General features: G+C 64.7%; 21 protein-coding genes. 5 read left to right on the forward strand and 16 right to left on the reverse strand.

Going from position 1 to position 21,688, the window contains the following annotated elements; genetic code table 11:
- Window positions 1-94: 94 nt before the first annotated feature.
- The 4 genes from PVZ78_RS18790 to dsbD form a co-directional block, all read right to left on the reverse strand.
- Window positions 95-3,397, reverse strand: coding sequence for a DEAD/DEAH box helicase (locus PVZ78_RS18790; protein WP_273829072.1), 3,303 nt, complete (start codon window positions 3,395-3,397; stop codon window positions 95-97).
- A 148-nt stretch (window positions 3,398-3,545) separates the two neighbouring features.
- A complete protein-coding gene (gene dsbG / locus PVZ78_RS18795) occupies window positions 3,546-4,313 on the reverse strand; it encodes a thiol:disulfide interchange protein DsbG (RefSeq protein ID WP_016704291.1) in 768 nt (255 codons plus the stop codon).
- Entirely contained in the window at window positions 4,289-5,161 is an 873-nt protein-coding gene (locus PVZ78_RS18800; protein ID WP_009050067.1) for a TlpA family protein disulfide reductase, read from the reverse strand. Before PVZ78_RS18800 ends, dsbG begins: the two co-directional genes overlap by 25 nt.
- Complete coding sequence (gene dsbD, locus PVZ78_RS18805) at window positions 5,161-6,900, reverse strand: protein-disulfide reductase DsbD (RefSeq protein WP_053269627.1); 1,740 nt, start codon at window positions 6,898-6,900, stop codon at window positions 5,161-5,163. Before dsbD ends, PVZ78_RS18800 begins: the two co-directional genes overlap by 1 nt.
- 154 nt (window positions 6,901-7,054) lie before the next feature.
- On the opposite strand from dsbD, the gene PVZ78_RS18810 reads away from it, so the two are divergent.
- The 4 genes from PVZ78_RS18810 to PVZ78_RS18825 all read left to right on the forward strand — a co-directional run bounded on the left by PVZ78_RS18810 (window position 7,055) and on the right by PVZ78_RS18825 (window position 11,042).
- Window positions 7,055-7,732: a response regulator gene (locus PVZ78_RS18810; RefSeq protein WP_009050065.1), complete on the forward strand. Its 678-nt coding sequence runs from the start codon at window positions 7,055-7,057 to the stop codon at window positions 7,730-7,732.
- Between the two features lie 3 nt (window positions 7,733-7,735).
- Entirely contained in the window at window positions 7,736-9,058 is a 1,323-nt protein-coding gene (locus tag PVZ78_RS18815) for an ATP-binding protein (protein ID WP_273829073.1), read from the forward strand.
- Window positions 9,059-9,323: 265 nt separating this feature from the next.
- The gene (locus PVZ78_RS18820; RefSeq protein ID WP_273829074.1) at window positions 9,324-10,736 is read left to right on the forward strand and encodes an aspartate aminotransferase family protein; all 1,413 of its coding nucleotides are present in this window, start codon (window positions 9,324-9,326) and stop codon (window positions 10,734-10,736) included.
- 81 nt (window positions 10,737-10,817) lie between these two features.
- The gene (locus PVZ78_RS18825) at window positions 10,818-11,042 is read left to right on the forward strand and encodes an MbtH family protein (RefSeq protein ID WP_016704262.1); all 225 of its coding nucleotides are present in this window, start codon (window positions 10,818-10,820) and stop codon (window positions 11,040-11,042) included.
- 236 nt (window positions 11,043-11,278) lie between these two features.
- Here PVZ78_RS18825 and PVZ78_RS18830 read toward each other — a convergent pair whose 3' ends face one another.
- The 11 genes from PVZ78_RS18830 to soxR all read right to left on the reverse strand — a co-directional run bounded on the left by PVZ78_RS18830 (window position 11,279) and on the right by soxR (window position 20,090).
- A complete protein-coding gene (locus PVZ78_RS18830) occupies window positions 11,279-12,106 on the reverse strand; it encodes a class I SAM-dependent methyltransferase (protein WP_273829075.1) in 828 nt (275 codons plus the stop codon).
- A 206-nt stretch (window positions 12,107-12,312) separates the two neighbouring features.
- Window positions 12,313-13,293, reverse strand: coding sequence for a metal ABC transporter solute-binding protein, Zn/Mn family (locus tag PVZ78_RS18835; protein ID WP_124340551.1), 981 nt, complete (start codon window positions 13,291-13,293; stop codon window positions 12,313-12,315).
- Window positions 13,294-14,193 carry a metal ABC transporter permease gene (locus PVZ78_RS18840; RefSeq protein WP_009044895.1) on the reverse strand — a complete coding sequence of 300 codons (900 nt, stop codon included), beginning with the start codon at window positions 14,191-14,193 and terminating at the stop codon, window positions 13,294-13,296.
- Window positions 14,193-14,948 carry a metal ABC transporter ATP-binding protein gene (locus PVZ78_RS18845; RefSeq protein ID WP_273829076.1) on the reverse strand — a complete coding sequence of 252 codons (756 nt, stop codon included), beginning with the start codon at window positions 14,946-14,948 and terminating at the stop codon, window positions 14,193-14,195. Before PVZ78_RS18845 ends, PVZ78_RS18840 begins: the two co-directional genes overlap by 1 nt.
- Window positions 14,945-15,874, reverse strand: coding sequence for a metal ABC transporter substrate-binding protein (locus tag PVZ78_RS18850; RefSeq protein ID WP_273829077.1), 930 nt, complete (start codon window positions 15,872-15,874; stop codon window positions 14,945-14,947). The genes PVZ78_RS18845 and PVZ78_RS18850 overlap by 4 nt, the downstream gene beginning before the upstream one ends.
- Before the next feature lie 35 nt (window positions 15,875-15,909).
- On the reverse strand, window positions 15,910-16,482 hold the full coding sequence (locus PVZ78_RS18855) for a DUF6162 family protein (protein ID WP_009050058.1): 573 nt from the start codon (window positions 16,480-16,482) through the stop codon (window positions 15,910-15,912).
- Window positions 16,479-16,823 carry a hypothetical protein gene (locus tag PVZ78_RS18860; protein ID WP_041987762.1) on the reverse strand — a complete coding sequence of 115 codons (345 nt, stop codon included), beginning with the start codon at window positions 16,821-16,823 and terminating at the stop codon, window positions 16,479-16,481. Before PVZ78_RS18860 ends, PVZ78_RS18855 begins: the two co-directional genes overlap by 4 nt.
- Window positions 16,820-17,341 carry a hypothetical protein gene (locus tag PVZ78_RS18865; protein WP_009050056.1) on the reverse strand — a complete coding sequence of 174 codons (522 nt, stop codon included), beginning with the start codon at window positions 17,339-17,341 and terminating at the stop codon, window positions 16,820-16,822. Before PVZ78_RS18865 ends, PVZ78_RS18860 begins: the two co-directional genes overlap by 4 nt.
- 17 nt (window positions 17,342-17,358) lie before the next feature.
- Entirely contained in the window at window positions 17,359-18,570 is a 1,212-nt protein-coding gene (locus PVZ78_RS18870) for a PepSY-associated TM helix domain-containing protein (RefSeq protein WP_110175669.1), read from the reverse strand.
- Window positions 18,571-18,878: 308 nt separating this feature from the next.
- Window positions 18,879-19,340 (reverse strand): VOC family protein, encoded by a 462-nt coding sequence (locus tag PVZ78_RS18875; protein ID WP_009050054.1) that lies wholly within the window; start codon window positions 19,338-19,340, stop codon window positions 18,879-18,881.
- Between the two features lie 294 nt (window positions 19,341-19,634).
- The gene (soxR, locus tag PVZ78_RS18880; protein WP_110175668.1) at window positions 19,635-20,090 is read right to left on the reverse strand and encodes a redox-sensitive transcriptional activator SoxR; all 456 of its coding nucleotides are present in this window, start codon (window positions 20,088-20,090) and stop codon (window positions 19,635-19,637) included.
- Window positions 20,091-20,208: 118 nt separating this feature from the next.
- On the opposite strand from soxR, the gene PVZ78_RS18885 reads away from it, so the two are divergent.
- Complete coding sequence (locus PVZ78_RS18885; protein ID WP_028683023.1) at window positions 20,209-20,574, forward strand: antibiotic biosynthesis monooxygenase; 366 nt, start codon at window positions 20,209-20,211, stop codon at window positions 20,572-20,574.
- Here the strand turns inward: PVZ78_RS18885 and PVZ78_RS18890 are convergent.
- Complete coding sequence (locus PVZ78_RS18890) at window positions 20,571-21,677, reverse strand: sigma-54 interaction domain-containing protein (protein ID WP_110175667.1); 1,107 nt, start codon at window positions 21,675-21,677, stop codon at window positions 20,571-20,573. The two genes, PVZ78_RS18885 and PVZ78_RS18890, sit on opposite strands and share 4 nt — an antisense overlap.
- Between the last annotated feature and the right edge of the window lie 11 nt (window positions 21,678-21,688).

Raw genomic sequence — 21,688 nt, forward strand, 5'->3', positions numbered from 1 at the left:
GCCTGATCGTTTTTTCACAATCAGGTATCCGTGGGGGGCGAGCGCGTTCACCAAATATCTTCAGGTCAGCGTCAGGCGCTGACAGTGTTCAACGTTAGGCCTGCTCTTCCAGAGCATTCAGTTTTGCCAGAAAGGCAGCAGGCCCCATTCTTTGCAGCGGGAATTTGCCGCGACTCACCGCATCGAAATAGCGCAGCGACCCCCAGAGGTCAAAATCCCCCACCAGATAGACCCGACGTTTGGCCCGGGTGAGGGCAACGTTCAACAGGTTGGGTTTGGAGGCGGCCCACTGCGCCGCTCCCGCATGCTCGGGGTCTGCCCCCAGCAGCATGAACACGGTGTCTTGTTCCTTGCCCTGGAAGGTATGCACGGTGCCGATGGAGGCTTTCAACCACTGTTTCAACTCGCCCGCGGGTAATTTCGGGCGATGGTTGGGCCTGGCCCAGGCCGCCGCGCGTATGGCTTTCTGCAGGGCCAGGCGCACGGCCTTGAACGGCGAGATCACGTACAGCTGCGGCAGTTCTCCATCGCGCAGGTACAGCTGCCCGAGAAGATCGACCATGAACTCGATCTGCCTGGGGACGACCTGTTTGTGTTCGACATTGCCAGGGATATCGACCCAGCAACTGGAGCTGTACACCGGGGCGTCCTGTTCGGCGTGGGCGTTGGGCAGGCCAAAGACCATCTTGTTACCGTAGGCGATCTGGTTCGACAGGCTGAACATGGGTTCGATGCAGCGTCTGTGGACCCTCAGCGGGCTGCCGATCCACAGCTCTTCATCGGTGTCGTTCTTGAACACGCTGCCATAGCGATTGTTCTGGTCCGCCAGGCTCTGGACCGACACGCGATTGGGGGCGAAGGCATCGTTTGCCGTGTGCGCCGATAGCTGGCCCAGTGTCTTGACCAGGCGTTGCGGCAGGGTGAAGACCGGCTCGATTTGCAGGGGGTCGCCCACCACCATGGCGCGCTGCGCCCGCCACAAGGCACCGACGGCGGCCTGGGGCACGGCTTGCCCTGCCTCGTCGATGTACAGCCAGCCCAGAGAGCCGGCACCCAGCCCACGGAACTGGTTGCCAAAGGAGGCAAAGGTGCTCGAGACCACCGGGATCACCATGAACAGGCTTTGCCAGAGCACCTGGGTCAGTCGCTCATCCTCGGGTGTCTTGTTGCTCAGCAACAGGCTGATGGCTGCAAGGTTGGCGCTGAAGCCCTTGCCGTTCGAGCCTGAGGGCGCGACCTCGGCAAGCCAGGCCTCATGCAGGGTCAACGCCGCGGCGAACACGGTCGAGCGCAATCGGTTGAGCGCGGCATCATGCCAAAGCCCATTGATCTGGAAGTCGCTGTTCTCCAGTTCACTCAGTTGGCCTGGCAGGTTCGGACGGCCCAGGCGGCTGGCGAAATCGTCCAGGCATTGGCACTTGCCTTGCCATTGCGCTTTACGGGCATCGAGTTCGCTTTTACAGAACAGCAATGCGGTTTGCGCGCTTTCAAGTTCCGGTCTCAGGCTATTGTTCAGAAGGCTTTTCGCGCGGTTGATCTCTTCATGCGCCAGACGCTGGAGCCGGGCATTTTCCAGTTGTTCATTACGGTGGGTTTTAGCTGCTTGAGTATTGAACAAGCGCTTCCACCAGACCGGACGACTGCGATCTATCAGGCGCTCCAGTTCCTGCAGGCTGCTCAGGTGTTGCGCCGTTGCTTGAAGTTGCTGTTGCTGGCGGTCGAGGGCTTGCTGGGCGGACGCCCTGGTCTGTTCGGCCTGATTGAATGACTGCTGTTGAGGGTGCAGGAAGGCCGGCTCATCGGTAGCCGCCATTTCTTCCAGCAGGCTGGCGTAGCGGGCTCGCTCCTCCAGCGCCTTGCTGACCTCCTCGTCGGCTTTTTTGAAGGCTGCGCAGGCCTCCTTGAAGGTGGGGCCCTTATAGTCATCCACCCATTGCCGAATCGTCAGGGGCGGATTGGGCTCGGTGGTGTCTACCGGGTTGAAAAACAAACGTTCCTGCAGGGCTTTTCGGTTGCTGCTGTTACCGAGTGCGGCGCAGATCAACCCCCAGGGTTTGTCCTCATCGGACAGGGGGCTGATGCTGCCATCGCTTTTCTGGGCAGCAATCTTATGGGCGACCGGTTGCAGGTACTGCACGTTGTTCCAGCATTTTCCCAGGGATTTGCGTTTGGGCAGGTCTCGGGAAATGTTTTCCACGGCGGCGTTGTTGGAGGAGGCCACCACCATTTCATAGCCGGTCAGCTCAGGCTTGAGCGCGCGGATGGTGTAGGTATTCGGCATGCCCTTGAAGGTGACCTGCGGTTTTTTCCCGCCAACAAAAGCGTCTGCCGCCTCGCTGTATCCCGCCAATACCCGCGCTCGACGAACAATGTTCTCGGCGAACATGTCGCGCAATAAGGTCGTTTTGCCTGTCCCGGGTGGTCCGTTAACGGAGAACACCCCGCTGTTTTCCAAGGTGCCGAGCGCGGTATTGATCGCGAACTGTTGCATCAGGCTCATGGCATGGCCGGGCTCATCCGGCCAATGCCCGGGGTTTATGCATTGCGGTTGCAGGGCCTGGTAAATGGCCGTGCGGCCATGATCGGTATACAGGTCGATTCTTTTGCTCGGGTCGGCTTCGCCCAGGTACTGAAGCAAAGGCAGCGGCTGCTCTGCGCGCTGCAAGCTGGCGATCGCACGCTCGATGTCTTTTATGAAAAAGCTGTTGAGAATGTCGATCTCGGTATCGGGTTCTTCTTCATCCTCGACTTCCGGTGCCTGTGCCGCAGAGGGCTGGGTGAGTGGTTTCTCGACCTTGGGCTGGGTCAGGACTTGAAGCAATGCGACCGCGGTACCGCTGTTCTGCTCAGGCGTGAAACTGGCCCAGTTGCACAGCAGTTGATGTAAATGCAGGACTTCCTCAGCCATCAAGCTCGGGTCATCGTTTTGCTGGCGCTGTCCATGGAAGTTGTGCAGCAGTTTGATCAACTGCTCCTTGGCGTCTTCGAAGGCTTGATGGCCAAGAGCGCCAAGCCCTTTGCTCACCGTTTGCCCCAGGGCCCAGGGAGCCGTCGACAGTGACACGGCATCCAGTTGCGGGACGGCTTGAGCGTTGAGCTTGATCTTGGCAAAGCACGTCAGCCCTTCAAGCTCCACCCGTTCCTGCTCTTCATAGAAGGTGTTCTCGTCTACCGATAAAGCGGCCAGGTGCGGTTCGCAAAGAGTTGCAATGACGGAGGCATCAAAGACTCCGATGTAGAGGTTGAAGCCTTTGACTTGAAGGTCGTCGGGGATGGAAAAGTTGCGCCAGCGGCTGTCCTTGCTCTGCTGGAGATCTTCCTGGGAGAGCCATCGGGTCTCCCATTCCTTGAAGTCCTCGACATATTTCTCGAGGGCATAAGGTAGAAAGAACTCCACCTTGTGCCAGTAATCGAGAATGTCTAAAAGCCTAGCTTGTCCTTGAGCTATCAAAACGTCACTTCCCTGTCTGCGTGAATAAAGGCAGTAGTGTAACGCTGTCGGTAAGGCTAAAGGCCATTACGGGTCAGGTCTTGGCGCATCTCATTCATTTAGGTCCGAGAATCTTCACCAGCTTGCCCGGTGCCGGCGCGCCTTGTTGCTGTTGCAGTTCGCCCTGGTCGTCCATGTAGAAGATCGCCGGGGTGGCGGACAGCTCCAGTTCGTCCATCAGCGCCATGTTGGCGTCGAGCTTGGCCTGGACTTCGGCGGGGATCTTGTCCAGGGGTTTGAGGCTGCTGCCCTTGCCGGCTTTTTCGTGGTCCTGCAGGGCTTTTTGCGGGTCTTTGGCGGCCAGCAGGGCGGCGGATTTGCCCGGGCTGTCTTCGCGGATGATGCCGACCATGATGTGCCGCAACTGGACCTTGCCGGCGTTCACCCAGGGCCGCGCCTGTTCCCAGAACATGTTGCAGTAGGGGCAGTTGGGGTCGCTGAACAGGTAGACCACGCGCGGTGCGTCGGCCTTGCCGTCGGCGATCCAGTTGCTCTTTTCCATCTTGGCCCAGACTTCCTTGGCCATCGGTGCATACACCAGTTTCTGCAGCGGCTCGGCGCTCAGGTCCTTGCCGTCGGCGTCGTACAGGTTGCCCAGCAGCACATGCTTGCCGTCCGGGGTCAGGTACAGGGCCATGCCACGGTTCTGGTACTGCGCGGCATAACCCTTGAGGCCGTCCGGGGCGTCGAAGCGGCCGACGATCTTGGCGCCTTTGGCTTCGATGTTTTTGATCGCCTGGGGCAGTTCTTCGGCGTGCAGCAACGGTGCCTGGAGCAGCGCCGCGCCCAGGGACAGGCTCAGCAGGTGGCGGATGAAGGGCATGGCAGTTTCCTTGAAGGGGCGGCCTGCGTGGCCGTGGTCGAATGCGGTCGGTCGAAATGTTCCAGGGCGCGGGCCAGGCTGGCCTCGGACAGCTCGCCCAGGTGGCTGCCGAGCATGCGCCCGTCAGCGCTGTAGAACAGCGTAGTCGGTAGCGCCATGGAGCCCACGGCCTGGCCCAGGCGGCCGCTGCCGTCGAACAGCACGTTGTTCAGGTTGAGGTCCTGGGTGGCCAGGAAGGTGCTGACGCTCTGCATGCTTTCGGCCTGGTTGACGAACAGGAAGGTCAGGTCCGGGCGCTGCTGCTGGGCTCTTTCCAGCACCGGCATTTCCCGGCGGCAGGGCGGGCACCAGGTGGCCCAGAGATTGATCACCAGGGGCTTGCCCTGGTAGCTGGTCAGTTGCACGGTGCCGCCGTCGGCGTTGCGCAGCGCGATCTCCGGCAGCCGTGTGCCTTGTTCGAAAATGCTCAGGGACAGGGTGGCGAGCAGCCAGAACGCCAGGCCGCTGCCGACCCCGGCGCCCAGCGGCTTGCGCAGGGCCGGGCGGCGCCAGCCCCAGGCGAGGGCGGCCAGCAGTAGGACGATCGCTCCCGGCCAAGGGAGAAAACCACCGTCGCGCAGGTCGATGATCTGCCACAGGTCGTGGCGGTAATGCTTCCAGTAGGCGACCACGAAGCCGATGCGCGCCGCCAGCATGCCCAGCAGGAACAGGCCGAACAGCACCGATTCCGGGTTCTCGCCACCGCGCTTGGCGACTCGCCAGCCAACCAAGGTGGCCAGCGCCAGGGCACTGATCAGCAGCAGGTGGTTGAGCGCGATGGCAAAGGTGCCGATGGTAAAGGTCAGCATCAACGGGCTTCTCGGGTAGCGGTCCAGCGTTGCAGGAAGCCAGCGGCGTCTACCTCGCCGGTAATCCGCTGGCTGCGTCGTTCTTCGCCGTCCGGGCCGATCCACAGCAGGCTCGGCGGCCCCGGCACTTTATACCGGTTGAGCAGTTCGCGGCTGGCGGCGTTGTCGGCCGTCACGTCCAGGCGCAGCAAGCGCACGTCTTTCAGGGCGTCGAGGACCTGGGGTTGGCCGAACACCTGTTTCTCCATGATCTTGCAGGACACGCACCAGTCAGCGTAGTAGTCCAGCAGCACCCACTGGCCCTGGGCCCTGGCGGCGTCGAGAGCGCCTTGCAGGTCGGCCGGCGCCTTGACGGTGGTGAAGGCGTCGTGGGCGCTGACCGCCGCCACGGCATTGCCGCCGCTGTAGACCTTCAGCGGTCGCCACAGGTCGTCGCTGCCACCGGCGGCGCCCACCAGCAGCAGGCTGCCCCACAGGCCGAACACCACCGAGCCGGCGCCGAACAGGTGCCCGGCGCGCCCGGCGGCACGCATCTGATACCAGGCGGTGTAGGCCAGGACCAGCGCCAGCGCGCCCCACAAGCCGATCCACAGCGACTCGTCGAGCACCGGGCGCAGCAGCACGATGGCGGTGCCGAGGAACAGGAAGCCGAACACACCCTTGAGCAGGTTCATCCACGGACCGGGCTTGGGCAGGAAGCGGTTGCCCAGGGTCACCAGCAGCAACAGCGGCAGGCCGATGCCCAGGCCCATGACGAACAGGATCAGCCCGCCATGCAGGGCGTTGCCGCTCTGGGCGATGTACAGCAGGGCGCCGGCCAGCGGCGCGGTCATGCACGGGCCGACCAGCAGGCCGGACAGGGCGCCGAGCACCCCGGCGCCGACCAGGCTGCCACCGCGGCGCGAACGGCTGGCGTTTTCCAGGCGGTCGCGCAGGGCCGCCGGCAGTTGCAGCTCGAAGAAGCCGAACATCGGCAACGCAAGGATCACGAACACCGCGGCAAAGCTGCCCAGCAGCCAGGGCTGTTGCAGCAGGGCTTGCAGATTGGCGCCGAGCAGCGCGGCCAGTACGCCCATGGCGGCGTAGACCAACGCCATGCACACCACATAGCTGCCGGCCAGGGCGAAGCCGCGACGCGGGCTGGCGCCGCTGCCTACCACCAGGCCGGCGAGGATCGGCAGCATCGGCAGCGAGCAGGGGGCGAAGGCCAGCAGCAGGCCGAGGCCGAAGAACACCAGCAGGCTCCAGCCCAGGGCCCGCTGTTGCAGGCCGCTGGCCAGGACCTGGTCGCTGGCCTCAGGGGTATTGGTTGCATTGGCGGCGGCCGGGCTGCCGCCCAGGTCCACTTCCAAGGATTGCGGCGGGTAGCACAGGCCGGCGTCGGCGCAGCCCTGCCAGCCGAGCTTGACCTTGCCGGTGGCGCCGGCGGGGATTTTCAGTTCCAGGCCCTGGCGATACACCTGCTGCGCGCCGAAGAATTCGTCACTGTGGGCCTCGCCCTCGGGCAGCGCCGGTTTTTGCGCGTCCGCCAGGCCGTCGAATCTCAGCCGCTGCTGATACAGGTAATAACCGTCGGCGATTTGCCAGAACAGCTGGGTTTCCCCCGAGGCCAGGCGTTCGGAGGTGAAGACGAAGGCTTTGCCGACCGGGAGAAAGTCGGGTTTGACCTCGAACGGGTTGTTACCCGCCTGGGCCAGGCCCGACAGCAGCATGAACAACAGGATGAACAGACGACGCATGGAAAAGCCTTAAACCGGTGCAAGTGGGGGGCACAATGGCCGACGGCGATTAACCGATGATTAACCCTGCACGCCTTGTGACACTGGCGGTGCGGGCATAATGTCGGCTTAATCGGCGATAGTTTTAATGCACCCCTTTTCTACAGGTTTCACCATGCACGTACTGGTCTGTGAAGATGATGAACTGATTGCCAGCGGGATCGTGGCCGGCCTCACGGCCCAGGGCCTGACGGTCGAACACGTGGCCACCGCCTCGGCGGCGCGGGCCATGCTCGGCGTGGCGGAGTTCGACGTGATGGTGCTCGACCTCGGCTTGCCCGACGAAGATGGCCTGAAGCTGCTCAAGCAGCTGCGCCACAACGGCCTGGAAATCCCGGTGCTGATCCTCACCGCGCGGGACTCGGTCAGCGACCGGGTCGACGGCCTGCAGGCCGGCGCCGACGATTACCTGCTCAAACCCTTCGACCTGCGGGAACTGGCGGCGCGCCTGCATACCCTGTTGCGCCGGGTGGCGGGGCGCAGCGTCAACCTGATCGAACACGGCCGCCTGACCTACGACCCGAGCACCCGCGAAACCCTGCTCGGCGGCCAGCCGGTGGACCTGTCGCGGCGCGAGCAGTCGCTGCTCCAGGCACTGCTGCACAACCGTGGCCGGGTGCTGTCCAGCGAGCAGCTCAAGGACAGCGTCTACGGCTTCAACGACGAACTGGAAAGCAATGCCCTCAACGTGCACATCCACCACCTGCGACGCAAACTCGGCAACGGCATCGTCGAGACCGTGCGCGGCCTGGGCTATCGCCTGGGGCCGGCGGATGGCGGGGAGGAGTCGTAAGTGATGAGCCTGCGTTTGCGCCTGAGCCTGACCATCGGCGCGGCCTTCGTGCTGATCTGGGCACTGGCCGCGGCCTGGATGTTCAGCGACTTGCGCAACCAGATGATGTTTTCCCTCGACCAGCGCCTGGTGGCTTCGGCGCGCATGGTCGCCGGCCTCCTGGAACAATTGCCGCCGTTGTCGAGCAAGGGCGAAGGCACCCATTTCAGCGCCGAACAACTGAACATTCCCGGGGGCATGGCCTGCCAGGTCAGCTCCCTGCGCGGCGAGATCCTTGCCCGCAGCCATAACCACCCTGACGAGAAACTCGAAGCCGAACGCATGGGCTTTCACGACCAGATGATCGATGGCGTGCGCTGGCGCAGTTTCACCCTGGCCCGGGGCGACCTGCGCATCACCACTGCCGATCGGCAGGTCGAGCGCGAGGCGTTGAACATGTCGGTGCTGCTGGCTGCCTCGGTGCCAGTCGGCGTGGCGTTGCTGGGCTGCCTGTGGTTGTTGTGGCTGGGGATCGGCCAGGGCCTGGCGCCGCTGAACCGCATGCGCGATGCCTTGATGCGCCGTAGCGCCGACTCCCTGGAGCCGTTGCAGATCCAGCCGCTGCCCAGCGAGTTGCGGCCGTTGCTGGAAACCCAGAACCAGCTGTTCCAGCGCATCGGCAAGACCATCGAGCGCGAGCGCCGCCTGACCGGCGACGCCGCCCACGAATTGCGCAGCCCGCTGACGGCGATCAAGACCCACCTGCAAGTGGCGCGCATGACCGACGGCGCGGCCCGCGATCAATCCCTGGCGCGCGCCGAAGAAGGCGCCGACCGTCTGCACCGGACCCTGGAGCAGCTGCTGTTGCTGGCGCGGGTCGAGGGCAGCCTGTCGTTCGAGGACGGCGTGCAGTGCAGCGCCGAACAGGTGGCGAAAACCGCGATCCAGGACGCCGCCAGCGGTGCCCGGCAACGGATCCGGCTGCATATCGACGAGCGGGTGTCGGCGGCACCGCTGGAAATGCCCTCGGTGCTGGCCATCGCCGCGCTGCGCAACCTGCTGGACAACGCCCTGCGCCATACCCCGAGCGATGCGCCGGTGGAGCTGAACCTGGAAGCCCTCGGCAACCGCGTGCGCTTCCAGGTGCGCGACCATGGCAGCGGCATTCCCGAGGATGACTTGCAGCACCTGACCCAACGCTTCTGGCGCAACGGCCAGAGCACCGGCTGCGGCCTGGGCCTGGCCATCGTCCAGGCGATTGTCCAGCGCTGCGGTTGCGTGCTGCATTTCGACAGCCGGCCGGATGGCTTGCGGGTCGAGCTGACCATGCCTCTGCAATCGGCCTGACGGCCTTATCGCGGGCAAGCCTCGCTCCTACGAGGTCACGCCGATCTGTAGGAGCGAGCGGGCGGCGATCCGACTTGCCCGCGATGACATTCTGATGTTCGCCACCACCTTCGCGGTTGATACGCAATAAACCCTCTCCCGGGTGTAAATCCTCTCGTCGCTGATGCGTTTCCAGAACAGGAAAACCTGCGAGTGCGCGCTGAACCGGCTGCGTACCTGTGTGGTGTGCGGTTTCGCTCAACTCATCAGCGTGAGGATTCGAGAGATGTCAGTTGCTACCAGCCTTGTCGACGATCAGCCCGCGCGGACCAGTCCCGCGCCGGCCGAAACGCTTTACCAGTTCACCGAATCGCCGTTGCTGGCCCGGCAGAACCAGCAGGAATCCAATGCCCGCAGCTACCCGCGGCGCATTCCCCTGGCGCTCAAGCGCGCGCGCGGGATTTATGTCGAGGACGTCGAAGGCCGGCGCTTCATCGACTGCCTGGCCGGTGCCGGGACCCTGGCCCTGGGCCACAACCACCCGGTGGTGATCGAGGCGATCCAGCAGGTGCTGGCCGATGAGTTGCCGCTGCTGACCCTGGACCTGACCACCCCGGTCAAGGACCAGTTCGTCCAGGACCTGTTCGGCCTGCTGCCGCCGGCCCTGGCCGCCGAGGCGAAAATCCAGTTCTGCGGCCCCACCGGCACCGATGCGGTGGAAGCGGCATTGAAGCTGACCCGTACCGCCACCGGCCGCAGCACCGTGCTGTCGTTCCAGGGTGCCTACCACGGCATGAGCCAGGGCGCCTTGAGCCTGATGGGCAGCCTGGGGCCGAAGCGGCCGTTGGGTGCGCTGCTGACCAATGGCGTGCAGATCCTGCCGTTTCCTTACGACTACCGCTGCCCGTTCGGCTTGGGTGGCGAGGCGGGGGTGAAGGCCAACCTGAGCTACCTGGAAAACCTGCTGAGCGATCCGGAAGCTGGCGTGCAACTGCCGGCGGCGATCATCGTCGAGGCGGTGCAGGGCGAGGGCGGGGTGATTCCCGCCGACCTCGACTGGCTGCGCGGTGTGCGTCGCATCACTGAAAAGGCCGGTGTGGCCTTGATCGTCGACGAGATCCAGAGCGGTTTCGGCCGTACCGGCAAGATGTTCGCCTTCGAGCACGCCGGGATCATCCCGGATGTGGTGGTGATGTCCAAGGCCATCGGCGGCAGCCTGCCGATGGCGGTGGTGGTCTACCGCGACTGGCTCGACACCTGGCTGCCGGGCGCCCATGCCGGCACTTTCCGTGGCAATCAGATGGCCATGGCCACCGGTTCCGCGGTGATGCGCTACCTCAAGGAACACAAGGTGGCCGAGCATGCCGCCGCCATGGGCGAGCGCTTGCGCGAGCACCTGCGGATCCTGCAGCGCGACTTCCCGCAGATGGGCGACATTCGCGGGCGGGGCCTGATGCTGGGGATCGAGCTGGTGGACCCGGCCGGCGAGAAAGACGCCCTGGGCCATCCGCCGCAGTTCAGTCGCCTGGCGCCGCTGGTGCAGCGTGAATGCCTCAAGCGCGGGTTGATCCTGGAAATGGGCGGGCGCCATGGCAGCGTGGTGCGTTTCCTGCCGCCACTGGTGATCACCGCGGCGGAGATCGACCAGGTGGCGGATATTTTCAGCCGGGCTTTGGCGGCGGCGGTCGCCAGCCTCTAATTTTCCACGGGCCTCGAACGTTCCTTATTCACAACCGCTGCGCGCTCGGCGCAGCGAGCCTTACAGCGATGGAGACACGTAATGACTTCAGTATTTGACCGCGAGGACATCCTCTTTCAGGTAGTGGTCAACCATGAGGAGCAGTATTCGATCTGGCCGGACTACAAGGCTGTGCCACAAGGCTGGCGCACCGTGGGCAAGAGCGGCTTCAAGAAGGAGTGCCTGGCCTACATCGAAGAGGTATGGACCGACATGCGCCCGCTGAGCCTGCGGCAGAAGATGGACGCCCAGGCGGCCACCAACTGATTACCCCGCCGCTGTAGCCGCTGCCGAGCCTGCGAGGCTGCGATCGACTGCGCAGCAGGCGCAAAACCTGAGAATGCGTTGGGTCAGGATAATCGCGTTGGCCCCATTGCGGCCGCTTCGTCGGAATGCCGCCCAGCCCGATCGCAGCCTCGCCAGGGCTCGGCAGCGGCTACAGGGAGTGTGGGGATGTGGAAAGCCCGCTGGAGATACAGTCCTGCGGGCTTTTTTTGTGGGCGTCAGATCGGGCGCTTGATGGCTTGCAAGGTGTAGCTCAATGGCAGGCGCAAGGGCGCTTCCTTGAGGTGCCATTCGCCGTGTTCGTCACAACGCATCTGCCCGGGCAGGGCGTCCCAGGGGATGCTCTGGTGTTCCACCAGGCCGCTGATCTGCAGGTCGTGCTTGAGCAGCGCGCTGACGATTTCCCCCAGGCCGTGGTTCCACGCATGGGTCACCGTGGCCTTGAGCGGCCGGTCGGTGCTGACGTAGGTGCTGTCGTCGTCCCACACCAGCGGTTCGCTGTGCTCGAAGTAGGGCAACTCCACCAGCAGCGTATCCTCGCGCCTTTCGTCCAGGGCCCAGAGCATCGGGTGGCCTTCGCGGATAAACAGCCGGCCACCGGGCTTGAGCAGTTCGCTGACATTACGCGCCCAGGTATCGACGCTGGGCAGCCAGCACAGGGCACCGATACCGGTGTAGACCAGATCGAAGGCTCCCTTGGGCAGTACTTCGGAGGCCTTGTAGACGTCGGACTCGACGAACTCGATAGTGGTACCCGTGCGCGCCATCAGGCTGCGGGCTTCGGCCAGGGACGCGGGGGAGAAATCCAGCCCGGTCATCCGCGCGCCGAGGCGCGCCAGCGACAGGGTGTCGGTGCCGATATGGCATTGCAGATGCACGCCGCGCAGGCCGCTGATGTCGCCCAGCAGCGGCAGGTCGAAACGCACCACCTCGGACAGGTGCCGCGGGTCGTCGACAAACATCTGTACCTGGTAGTCCGGCGAGGCCGCGTGCAGCGGTGCGCGCTCGTCCCAGTTGGCCTGGTTGAGCTTGAGGTAATCACTCATGGCGGGGCTTCCTGTCCGTTCAAGGGAGCAGCAGGCTAGCACCGGCGAGGCGGGCGTTTCTTGGGGGAATTTGTAAGCCGCGCCATTTCCCCTGTAGGAGCGAGCTCGCTCGCGATGAGCGCAAGAACAACGCGTTCACTCAGGCAATACGCATCATCGTTGACGTTTATCGCGAGCAAGCTCGCTCCTACAGAGGTAGTGGCGGGTCAGGTTTTCGGAGCGAGGGCGCTGGTGATCTGGCTGATGTTGCTCTCCAGCTCCGCCAGCGGGTCGGCGCTGTCGGTTTGCAGCACCAGCAACTGGCTGCCGGCGGCGCTGATGGCGGCCTTGATCGCGTCGGACGGCTGGCGGTGATGCAGGACGATGGCCACGTCGTTGTCCTTGAGCCGGGCTTGCAACTGCTGCAGCGCTTCGGCCGTCCACTCGTTGTCGGCGCGGGCGTCGACCTCCAGCAGTTCCAGGTTGAGCCCGCTGACCAGGTAACCGAAGTGGTCGCTGAGGCTGAGCACGCTGAGGTTGTCGGCGTTGGCCAGTTGGCCCTCGGTATCGGCGCTGAGCTTGAGCAGGCGTTGCTTGAGGCTGGCCAGGTTGGCGTCGATCTTCGGCTTGGCGGCGGGGGCCAGGCGCACCAGGTCGGCGGCCAGCACATCGGCCATGCGCCCTAAATTGTTGCTCGACAGCCACGGCTGGCTGTTCAGGCCATCGCTCTTGCCGGGTTGCAGGGCGACGCCGGGCAGGGCGCCGTCCACCGGGCGCGCGGCATCGATTTCGACGATGCGGATGTTGCTGCGCCGCGCGTTGGGGTACAGCGGGTCGTCCGGCCAGATCGAGCGCAGGCCGATCACCGCGTCGGCGTCGAGGGCCAGCTTGTGCAGCGCCGGGGCGCCACGGCCGGTGAAGTAAGCGGTCTGGCGCGAGCCCGGCAGGTTGTCGGGGGCGGCGCGCTCGAGCTGCACATCGGTGCCTTGCAGCAGCAACTGGCCGAGGCCGAAGGTCACCGGCAGCGAGGCCAGTACGGTCAGCGGCTTGTGTGAGCTGGCGCTGTGCAGCGCCGTGGTGCCCAGGCTCTGGTTGGCGGTGACGCGCATGGGTTCGAAACGATCCGGCTGGGCCAGGGCCGGAGCGCTGCTCAGCCCGGCCAGGGCGAGGGTCAAGGGTAGTGTCAGGTGACGTAATGAACTGTGCATTTATCCGATATTCCCTTTGAGGCTGGGGACAATGCCGCGGGCAATGGCGGCCAGGGCGAAGGCGACACCGGCCACCAGGATGATCGCGGCGCCGGAGGGCACCGGCAGGTCGAAGAGGATCGGCAGCAGGATGCCGCACAGGGTGCTGACCGTGGCGATCAGCACCGAGATCCAGAAAAAGCCCTTGAGCGACTGGCTCAACAGGCGCGCGGCCGCCGCCGGGATCACCAGCAGGGCGCCCACCAGGATCGCGCCTATGACTTTCACCGCGGCCACGGTGATCAGGGTCACCAGGATCACGAACAGGTAGTCCAGGGTTTTCACCGCGACGCCGCGCACCGCCGCCAGTTGCGGGTTGAAGCTGGCCAGCATGATGCGGTTGTACAGCGGCAGGCTCAGGCCCATCACCAAAGCGCCGACGATCAGCAGCACCAGCAGGTCGTTGCCGTTGACCGTGAGCACCGAGCCGAACAGCACGTTTTCCAGGATGTGCACGTTGATCTTGCCGGCGAGGATCAGCAGCAGGCTGGCACCCAGGGCCAGGGACACCGAGAGGAACACGCCGATCAGGGTGTCCGGCGCCAGGCCGGTGCGGTTGCGCAGGTAGTTGAGCAGGATGCCGAACAACAGGCAGTAGCCGAACAGGCTGCCGTACGGGCCGGTGTAGGGCTCGCCGAGCAGGATGCCGATGGCCACGCCGGTCAGGGCCGCGTGGCCCACCGCTTCGGAGAAGAAGGCAAAGCGCTTGACCACCACCAAGGTGCCCAGGCCGCCGAGCACCGGGCCGATCAGCAATCCGGCGAGCAGGGCGTTGACCACAAACCCATAGGCCAGGGCTTCCGGCAGGTAACCGGAGGAGGCCCAGCCCTGGATCATCAGACGAAAGGCTTCGTAACTCATCAGGCAACACTCCCGCTGACAATGTCCGTGCTGCGCGGGTGGGTGGAAAACAGCGTCAGCAGACGTTCCGGGGTCAGCGCCTGTTGCGGCTGGGCGTCGAACAGCACCCGGCGATGCAGGCCGGTGACCCGGTCCGCCAGGCGGCCGACCGCTTCCAGGTCGTGTTCGATCCACAGCAGGGTGATGCCGGCCTGGCGCCAGTCGCCGAGCAGGCGCTCGAAGACCTGGATGCCGGCCTCGTCGAGGGCCGACATCGGTTCGTCCAGCACCAGCAACTGCGGCGCCGGGATCAGCCCCTGGGCCAGCAGCACCCGCTGGCGTTCGCCGCCGGACAGGGCGCCCATGCGCCGCTTGCGTTTGTCCTGCATGCCGACCCGCTCCAGGGCCTCGCCTATGGCCGCGGCGTAATGCCGGCTGAGGCCGAGGAAGGCCGGGCGGCGCTGGCACATGGCGGCCATGAAGTCATCGACGGTCATCGGCAGGCCGCGATCGAATTCCAGGGCTTGCGGCACATAGCCGATCACCCCCGGTTCGCCCGGCCAGTGCAGGCTCAACCGGCCCTGGTGGGGCATCTGCCCGAGCAGGGTCTTGATCAGCGAGCTCTTGCCGCCACCGTTGGGGCCGACCAGGGCATGCAGGGTGCCGGGCTGCACCTTGAAGCTGACGTTGTCGAGGATGGTGGTGCGGCCCAGGGTCAGGCTGACCTGGTCGAACTCGATGGACGGGCCGCGGGCCAGAGTGTGCAGGGCGGTCATGCGCCGGCCTCCTGGATCGCCCGGACCACGGTATTGAGGTTGCCGGCCATTTCCTTCTCGTACTTCTCGGCGCTGTAGTCGCCGTAGGAAATGTGCGACAGCGGGTACAGCTTGACCCCGGACTCGCGCTGGATGGTGTCGACGTAGGTGGACGGGAAATCCATCTCGGAGAAGATCACCTTGACGTCCAGTTCACGCAGTTGATCGATGGTCTTTTTCAACTGGCTCGGGCTGGGCTCGATGCCGTGGGCCGGCTCGACCACGGCGGTGACTTCCAGGCCGAACTCGCGCAGCAGGTAATCGTAGGCGGCGTGCACCGTGGCCACCCGCAGGTCGGCGTTGGGCGCCTTGGTCAGCTTGGCCAGGGCGTCGGCGCGCATCTGCCGCAGGCGTTTGCCGTAGGCGCGGGCATTCTGGGTGTAGGCCTTGGCGTTGGCCGGGTCCATCTTGCCCAGCTCGCGGGCGATGTTGTTGACCTGGGCGATGGAGGCGCTGATGGACAGGAAGGTGTGCGGGTTGACCACCTTGCCGGCGCCGCGCGCGGCGATGCCGGTGGCGGCCAGCAGCGGCACGTTCTGGTTGGCCTCGATCACCGGGATGTCCGGGCGCTCGCTGGCCTCGATCATGCGGTCGGCGAAGTCGTCGTGACCGACGCCGTTGAGCACGATCACGTCCAGGGTGCCGATGCGCTTGATGTCTTCGGCGCGCGGTTCATAGGCGTGGGGGTTGAAGCCGGCGGGAATCAGCGGCACGACCTCGGCCTTGTCGCCGACGATGTTGGCCACGTAGCTGTAGTAGGGATGCAGGGTGATGCCGATACGCAGGCGCTTGGCCTGGTCGGCCATGGCGAGAGGGCTGAGCAACAGGGCGAACAGGCTGACCAGCAGCACCCGCAGGAACGGGCGGCGTTGAGATGAAATAGGCATGGGCTAGCGGTCTTCTCTCGGGTGAATGCGTGGGTTCAGTGGCGATGCTGGCGGGTCACTCCGGCATCGAATTGCGCGACCACCTGCTGCCAGCCGGCACTGGCCAGGGCGGCGTCGCTGAGGTCGTCGGGGGCGGCGAGGGACGGGCCGCGGTTGAGCCAGATGTCCGGGGTGGCGGCCGGGTCGGTGGCGATGCGCATCAGCAAGGAACCGGCCACTGCGTTGTTCTGGCTGAGGCCGACATAGGCCTGTTGCCGCAGTTGCCAGACATGCCCGCCACGGCTCACCGAGCTGGCGTCCTGGGCAAAGGGCGCGAAGCCTTCCTCGGCCAGTTGCTCGGGGGGCGGCAGGGCCTGGGCTTCTTCGCGCAGCAGGCGGATTTCGTCGAGGGTCACCCGCAGGTCGGCGTACAGGCCCTGTTCGCCGGCGGTGAGGTCGCGGCGGGCGTCCAGTTGGTGGCTGTCGACGCTCGCCACTTCGCGGGTTTCGCCGCGCCAGAGCACCACGGAGCCGGCCACGCTGAGGATCAACAGGCACAACAACAGGACGTAGAGGGTTTCATGGCCGGCGCCGGCCGGGCGCACGACTTGGGGAGGGGAGGTGCTCATGGGGCCTCGATGTCGGCTTGGTCGATCTCGACCACATGGCCGGGGCCGGCGTCGAACAGCACATAGAACTCGGCGTCGGGTTTCTTGAAAGTCAGGGTGGAGTCGGCGCCCAGTTTGCCGGGCACCAGGATGGTTTCGTCGTAGCCGATCACGTCCAGGGTCACCCCCGGGGCGCCGCTGCCATCGGAGAAGCCGCCGGTGCAGCGGATCTGCTCGCCGTCGATCTGCTTGCACTCGCACATCGGGTTGTGGGCCAGGGCGCCGCCACTGAACACGGCGCTGGCAAGCAGGAGCGCGCCGGCGCCGAGCAGGCGCAGGCGGGCGGTGGATACAGCAATCATGGTTTGCCTCCTTGTTTGTTCAGCCAGGCGAGGGTCGCCGGGGATGCCTGGCCCAGGGGGATGGCCGCCTGGTGCATGCTGCCGTCCCAGCCTTCCATGGTGATCCACAGCTCGGCGTCGGCCTTGGTCTTTTCCGCAACGGGCAGGCTGGCCCCCATGCGGTATGGGGTGCCGAAGAAGATCACCCCGGCGGCGCGCAGGCTGCGGGGTTTGCCGATGCGCAGGTAGGTGGCCTTGACCTGGTCGATGCAGGCATCGCACAGGGCGGCATTGAAGCCCTTCATATAACCGGCCGGCCCCTGGAGTTGCGGCGCTTCGTTACGCAGTTCGGCCAGGCGCAGGCTCCAGGGGCCGACCTGGATCTCGCCCACCTCGCGTTCGCCCAGGCCGCTGTCGCCACGGGCCAGCGCCGCGTCGGCAAAGTACTTGGGCATGAAACCGAGGGGGATCAGCAACAGCAGGATGTTCAGGTGGAAACGCCATTTCAGCCAGAACTGGCGCAGGGGCGAAACCGGCATTGGGTTGTCTGTCTTGCTCACAGGTTGCCCTCCGGCGTGTCGCTGTGCAGGGCCGCAAGCGGGCGCGGGGCGAGGGCGGGGCGCGGCGTCTTGGTGCTGCGTTTGAGGGCCGCGGCGGTGGCCAGGGCGGTGCGTTTGGTCCAGATCAGCAGGCCGCTGAGGACCATCATGCTCAGTAGCAGGCCGAAGAAGAACCAGATCAGCTTGATCCAGAGGCCGCCGAAGTCACCGGTGTGCAGCGGGCGCATGGACTCGGTGACGAATTCCAGGGCCGAGCGATGGGACAGCAGGTGCGCGGTATCCACCGAGCCGCTGTAAGGGTTGAGGTTGGCGGTCTGGTACATCAGCGGGTACCAGCCGCGGCCGCCGATGAACATATGGCTGTAGGCGTTGCTCGGCAGCATGACGAAGCCGACCTCGAAGCCCGAGATCTGCTGGGTGGCGATGCGGATGGCTTCATCGACGCCGATCATCGACGCCGGGCTGCCGTCGGCCGAGGTCGGCACGTTTTCGCGGGCGATCACCGGCACTATGGGTTCGCTGGAAATGGTGATCTGGTTGTCGCTGAGGATTGCCTCGATCAGGAACCAGGTGCCGGTGATGGAGATCACCGCGATAAACCAGATCGACCAGATGCCGCTCAGGCGATGGAAATCGCCCCAGAAAATCCGCGCGCCATGGCGCAGGCGCAGGGTCGGCTTGAGAAAGCCCTTCCAGAACTTCTTGTAGACCACCAGGCCCGTGACCAGCGACGCCAGCATCGGCAGGCCGAGCAGCGATACCAGGTACCAGCCCCAGCTGTAGCCATTGGTGAACGGCACCAGCCACCAGCCGTGCAGGGCGCGGGTGAAGGCCTGGAAGTTGAACGGCGGGCTGACGCCCTGGATCACGCCGGTGTACGGATTGACATAGACCTCGACAGAACGGCCATCGGGGTAGCTGACGCCCACGGTCAGGGCGAAATGCGCTTCGTCGGGGGTGTTGATACTTTCGACCAGGGTCTGCGGTTCGGCCTGCTTGATGGCCTTGACGATCTGGTCGTAGCTCAGCGGCTGGGCATCGCCTGTGGGTTTGCTGGCGCGGATGTCGGGGTTGGCCAGCCAGACGATTTCCTGGCTGACCACGGCCAGGGTGCCGGTGACGCAAACGATCAGCACAAAGAACCAGATGGGCAGCGCCAGCCAGCTGTGAACGAGAAACCAGATTTTCGAGCGGGACTTCTTCGACATTGAGCACGCGTCTTGATTCGAGGAGTGGAGTTGCGGGGCGTTTGCCGAGCCCGGAGATAAACCCGCGGCGTAGCCTTCGCCAACGCGACCTGCTGCATCTAATTAAGACGAATGAGAATCGTAAATCCCGAAAGACGATATGAAAGTAAATGTTTCCGCGCGACCAATGGCGTGCAAAAGGCCGGTGCTGTGGGGCGTTGAGGGCGCTATCGCGGGCAAGCCTCGCTCCTACAAGGGAGCGCGCATCTGTAGGCGCGAGCGGGCGGCGATCCGACTGGCCCGCGATCAGCGGTTTACAGGCTCAGGGCTTATCCCTGCTGTTTAAACATCTCCACGGCCCGCTGCTTGATCTGCTCTTCGCTCAGGTCTTCCTTGCGGGTGGCGAGAAACCACAGGTGGCCGAACGGGTCTTTGAGGGTGCCGCTGCGGTCGCCGTAGAACTGGTCCTTGACCTCGGACACCACCTGGCCGCCGGCGGCGATGGCCTGGGCGAACTGTTTGTCGACATCGTTGACGTACAGGTGCAGGCCGACCGAAGGCGATTGGTCGGGATTGCTCAATGGCCCTTGGTCGCAGGGCGTTCCCAGCATGATCGGGCAGTCGCCGATGCGCAGTTCGGCATGGCCGACACTGCCGTCGGGCATGTCCAGGCGCATGACCTGGGTGGCGCCGAAGGCATTCTTGTAGAACTCGATAGCCTCGGCAGCCTGCGTGATCCCCAGGTAGGGCGTGATGCTGGGGTAACCCTCGGGGATGGGTTTGACGCTCATCTCGGTTCTCCTTTCTTGTCTGGGTGTTCGTCGAAGTGAACCTGGCCGGTTTTCCGGTCGGTTCACTATAGGCCCGGGGAATCCACAGCCTGGTTTGAACTGACGAGGTGTTCGCCAGGCAACAGTGAGCCAGCGATCAGGGGAAGATATGTCGCCGCTGCCGCAGGCCGCGATCGGGCCGGGCGGCATTTCGAGGTAGCGCTCGCCAGACCTGGCAGTGCGTTTTGACCTGAAAAGACGCCAGCAGCGGCTGCTCCACCGATTGCCGGCTGGGGAAACCGCTGCGCCGTCCGCTCAGTCGGTTTCCAGCAATTGCGCGCCCGGGCCGTGTTCGCCCAGCTGGTCGCCCTGGTTGCGCAGCGGGCAGTCTTGCATCGACAGGCAGCCGCAGCCGATGCAGCCATTGAGGCGGTCGCGCAGCAGGGTCAGCTGCTTGATCCGCTCATCGAGCTCATGGCTCCACTGTTCGGACAGCCGCTTCCAATCGGCGGCCGTCGGTGCGCGGTGCTCCGGCAGGCTGCGCAGGGCCTGGCCGATCTCGGCCAGGGGAATGCCCAGGCGCTGCGCCACCTTGATCAGCGCCACCCGGCGCAGCACTTCCCGCGGATAGCGGCGCTGGTTGCCGGCGTTGCGGTTGCTCTTGATCAGCCCCTTGGTTTCATAGAAATGCAGCGCGGTGACCGCTACGCCACTGCGGGCGGCCACTTGGCCGACGGTGAGTTCCTTGTGCACGGTTTCGGGGGTGAGCATGCAGCACTCCTGCGGGTGGGGAATGAGCAAAAGTCGCTTGACCTTTACTTAACTGGAGGTTTTACCCTGCAGGCCTTCGAATCACAAGATTCCGTTTATCCGTCAGTGGGGACTTGCCATGCACGCGTTTGCGCAAAATCGCAGCTTTACGCAATTGATCGAATTCGAAATCGAACCCCATCAACAATCCGGCCTGGTGTCGGCGCTGTCCGAGCAGACCGAACGCCTGGCCCAGGGTTACCCGGGGTTCCTGAGTGGCAGCGTGCAGGCCAGCGAAGACGGCCGGCGGGTGCTCAACTACCTGCAATGGCAAACCCGGGAAGCTGGCGAAGCGGCCTTCCAGAGTTTCGAGAAGGGCGAACAAGACTTCTGGCAACTGCTGCGCGCCTATCAGGCCAAGACCGTGACCTTCGGCTCGTTCCAGGTGGTGCGCAGCATCGAGCGCAGCCCGGATAACGCGCTGCATTGCCGTTTGGCCAGCTAGATCGACAGTTGCAGGGTGCGTTCATGCTGGCCGGTTTTTTCCGGCGGACGGCGCTTGTTCACCGCCAGTTCGCCGATCTTGATCAGCCGGGTGCGGGTGACGTTGCGGCTCAGGCCCAACAGATTGGCGGTATGCACCTGGTTGTAGTGGCTGAAACGGTAGGCCGCGCGCAGCAGCGTATCCTCGACCTTTTCATGCAGGGCGCCGGCCTGCTCTTCGAAGAGTTTGTGAAAGGCCCGCTCCAGCAGGGCTTCGGCTGAGTCGTCATGGCTGTGATGGCTGTCGTCCTGGCGCTCGATGCGCATGTTCGACAGGCGCAGGTCGTCGCGCTCGATCACGCCGTCGCGGCAGATCAGCAGGGTGTGGTGGATGACGTTTTCCAGTTCGCGGATATTGCCCGGCCAGCTGTAGCTGCGCAGCTTGTGCTCGGCCTCGCTGCTGATGGTCACGGCGCCGTAGCCCAGGCGCTGGCTGTAGGCTTCGATGAAGTGCCGGGTCAGCGGCAGGATGTCTCCGGGACGTTCGCGCAGCGGGCTCAGTTCCAGGCTGACGACGTCGAGGCGGTAGTACAGGTCCTCGCGGAAATGCCCGGCGTTGATGGCTTTCTCCAGTTGCACGTTGGTCGCCGCCAGCACCCGCACATCGATGGGAATGCTTTTGCGCGAACCCAGGCGCACCACTTCGCGCTCCTGCAACACCCGCAGCAATTTCACCTGGATCGCCATCGGCAGGTCGCCGATCTCGTCGAGGAACAGAGTCCCGCCATTGGCTTCTTCGAACCAGCCGGCCTTGGCGCTCAGGGCCCCGGTGAAGGCGCCTTTTTCATGGCCGAACAGCTCGGCCTCCACCAGCGACTCGGAGAACGCCCCGCAGTTCACCGCCACGAACGGCCGGTTGCGCCGGGCGCTGAGGTTGTGGATATGGCGCGCCACCAGCTCCTTGCCGGTACCGGTCTCGCCGATGATCAGCACACTGGCCTCGCTCGGCGCGACCTGCTGCAGATGCGCCAGCAAGGCCTGGGATTTCGGGTCTTCGAATACCTGGGCGGTGGCCCGGATCGAGGTGGCCAGGGCGGGCGAGGGCGGTAAGGTCAAAAGCTGCATGGACAAGCTCC

It is taken from the genome of Pseudomonas sp. SBT1-2 (genome assembly GCF_028640875.1).
Lineage (GTDB): Bacteria > Pseudomonadota > Gammaproteobacteria > Pseudomonadales > Pseudomonadaceae > Aquipseudomonas > Aquipseudomonas chlororaphis_I.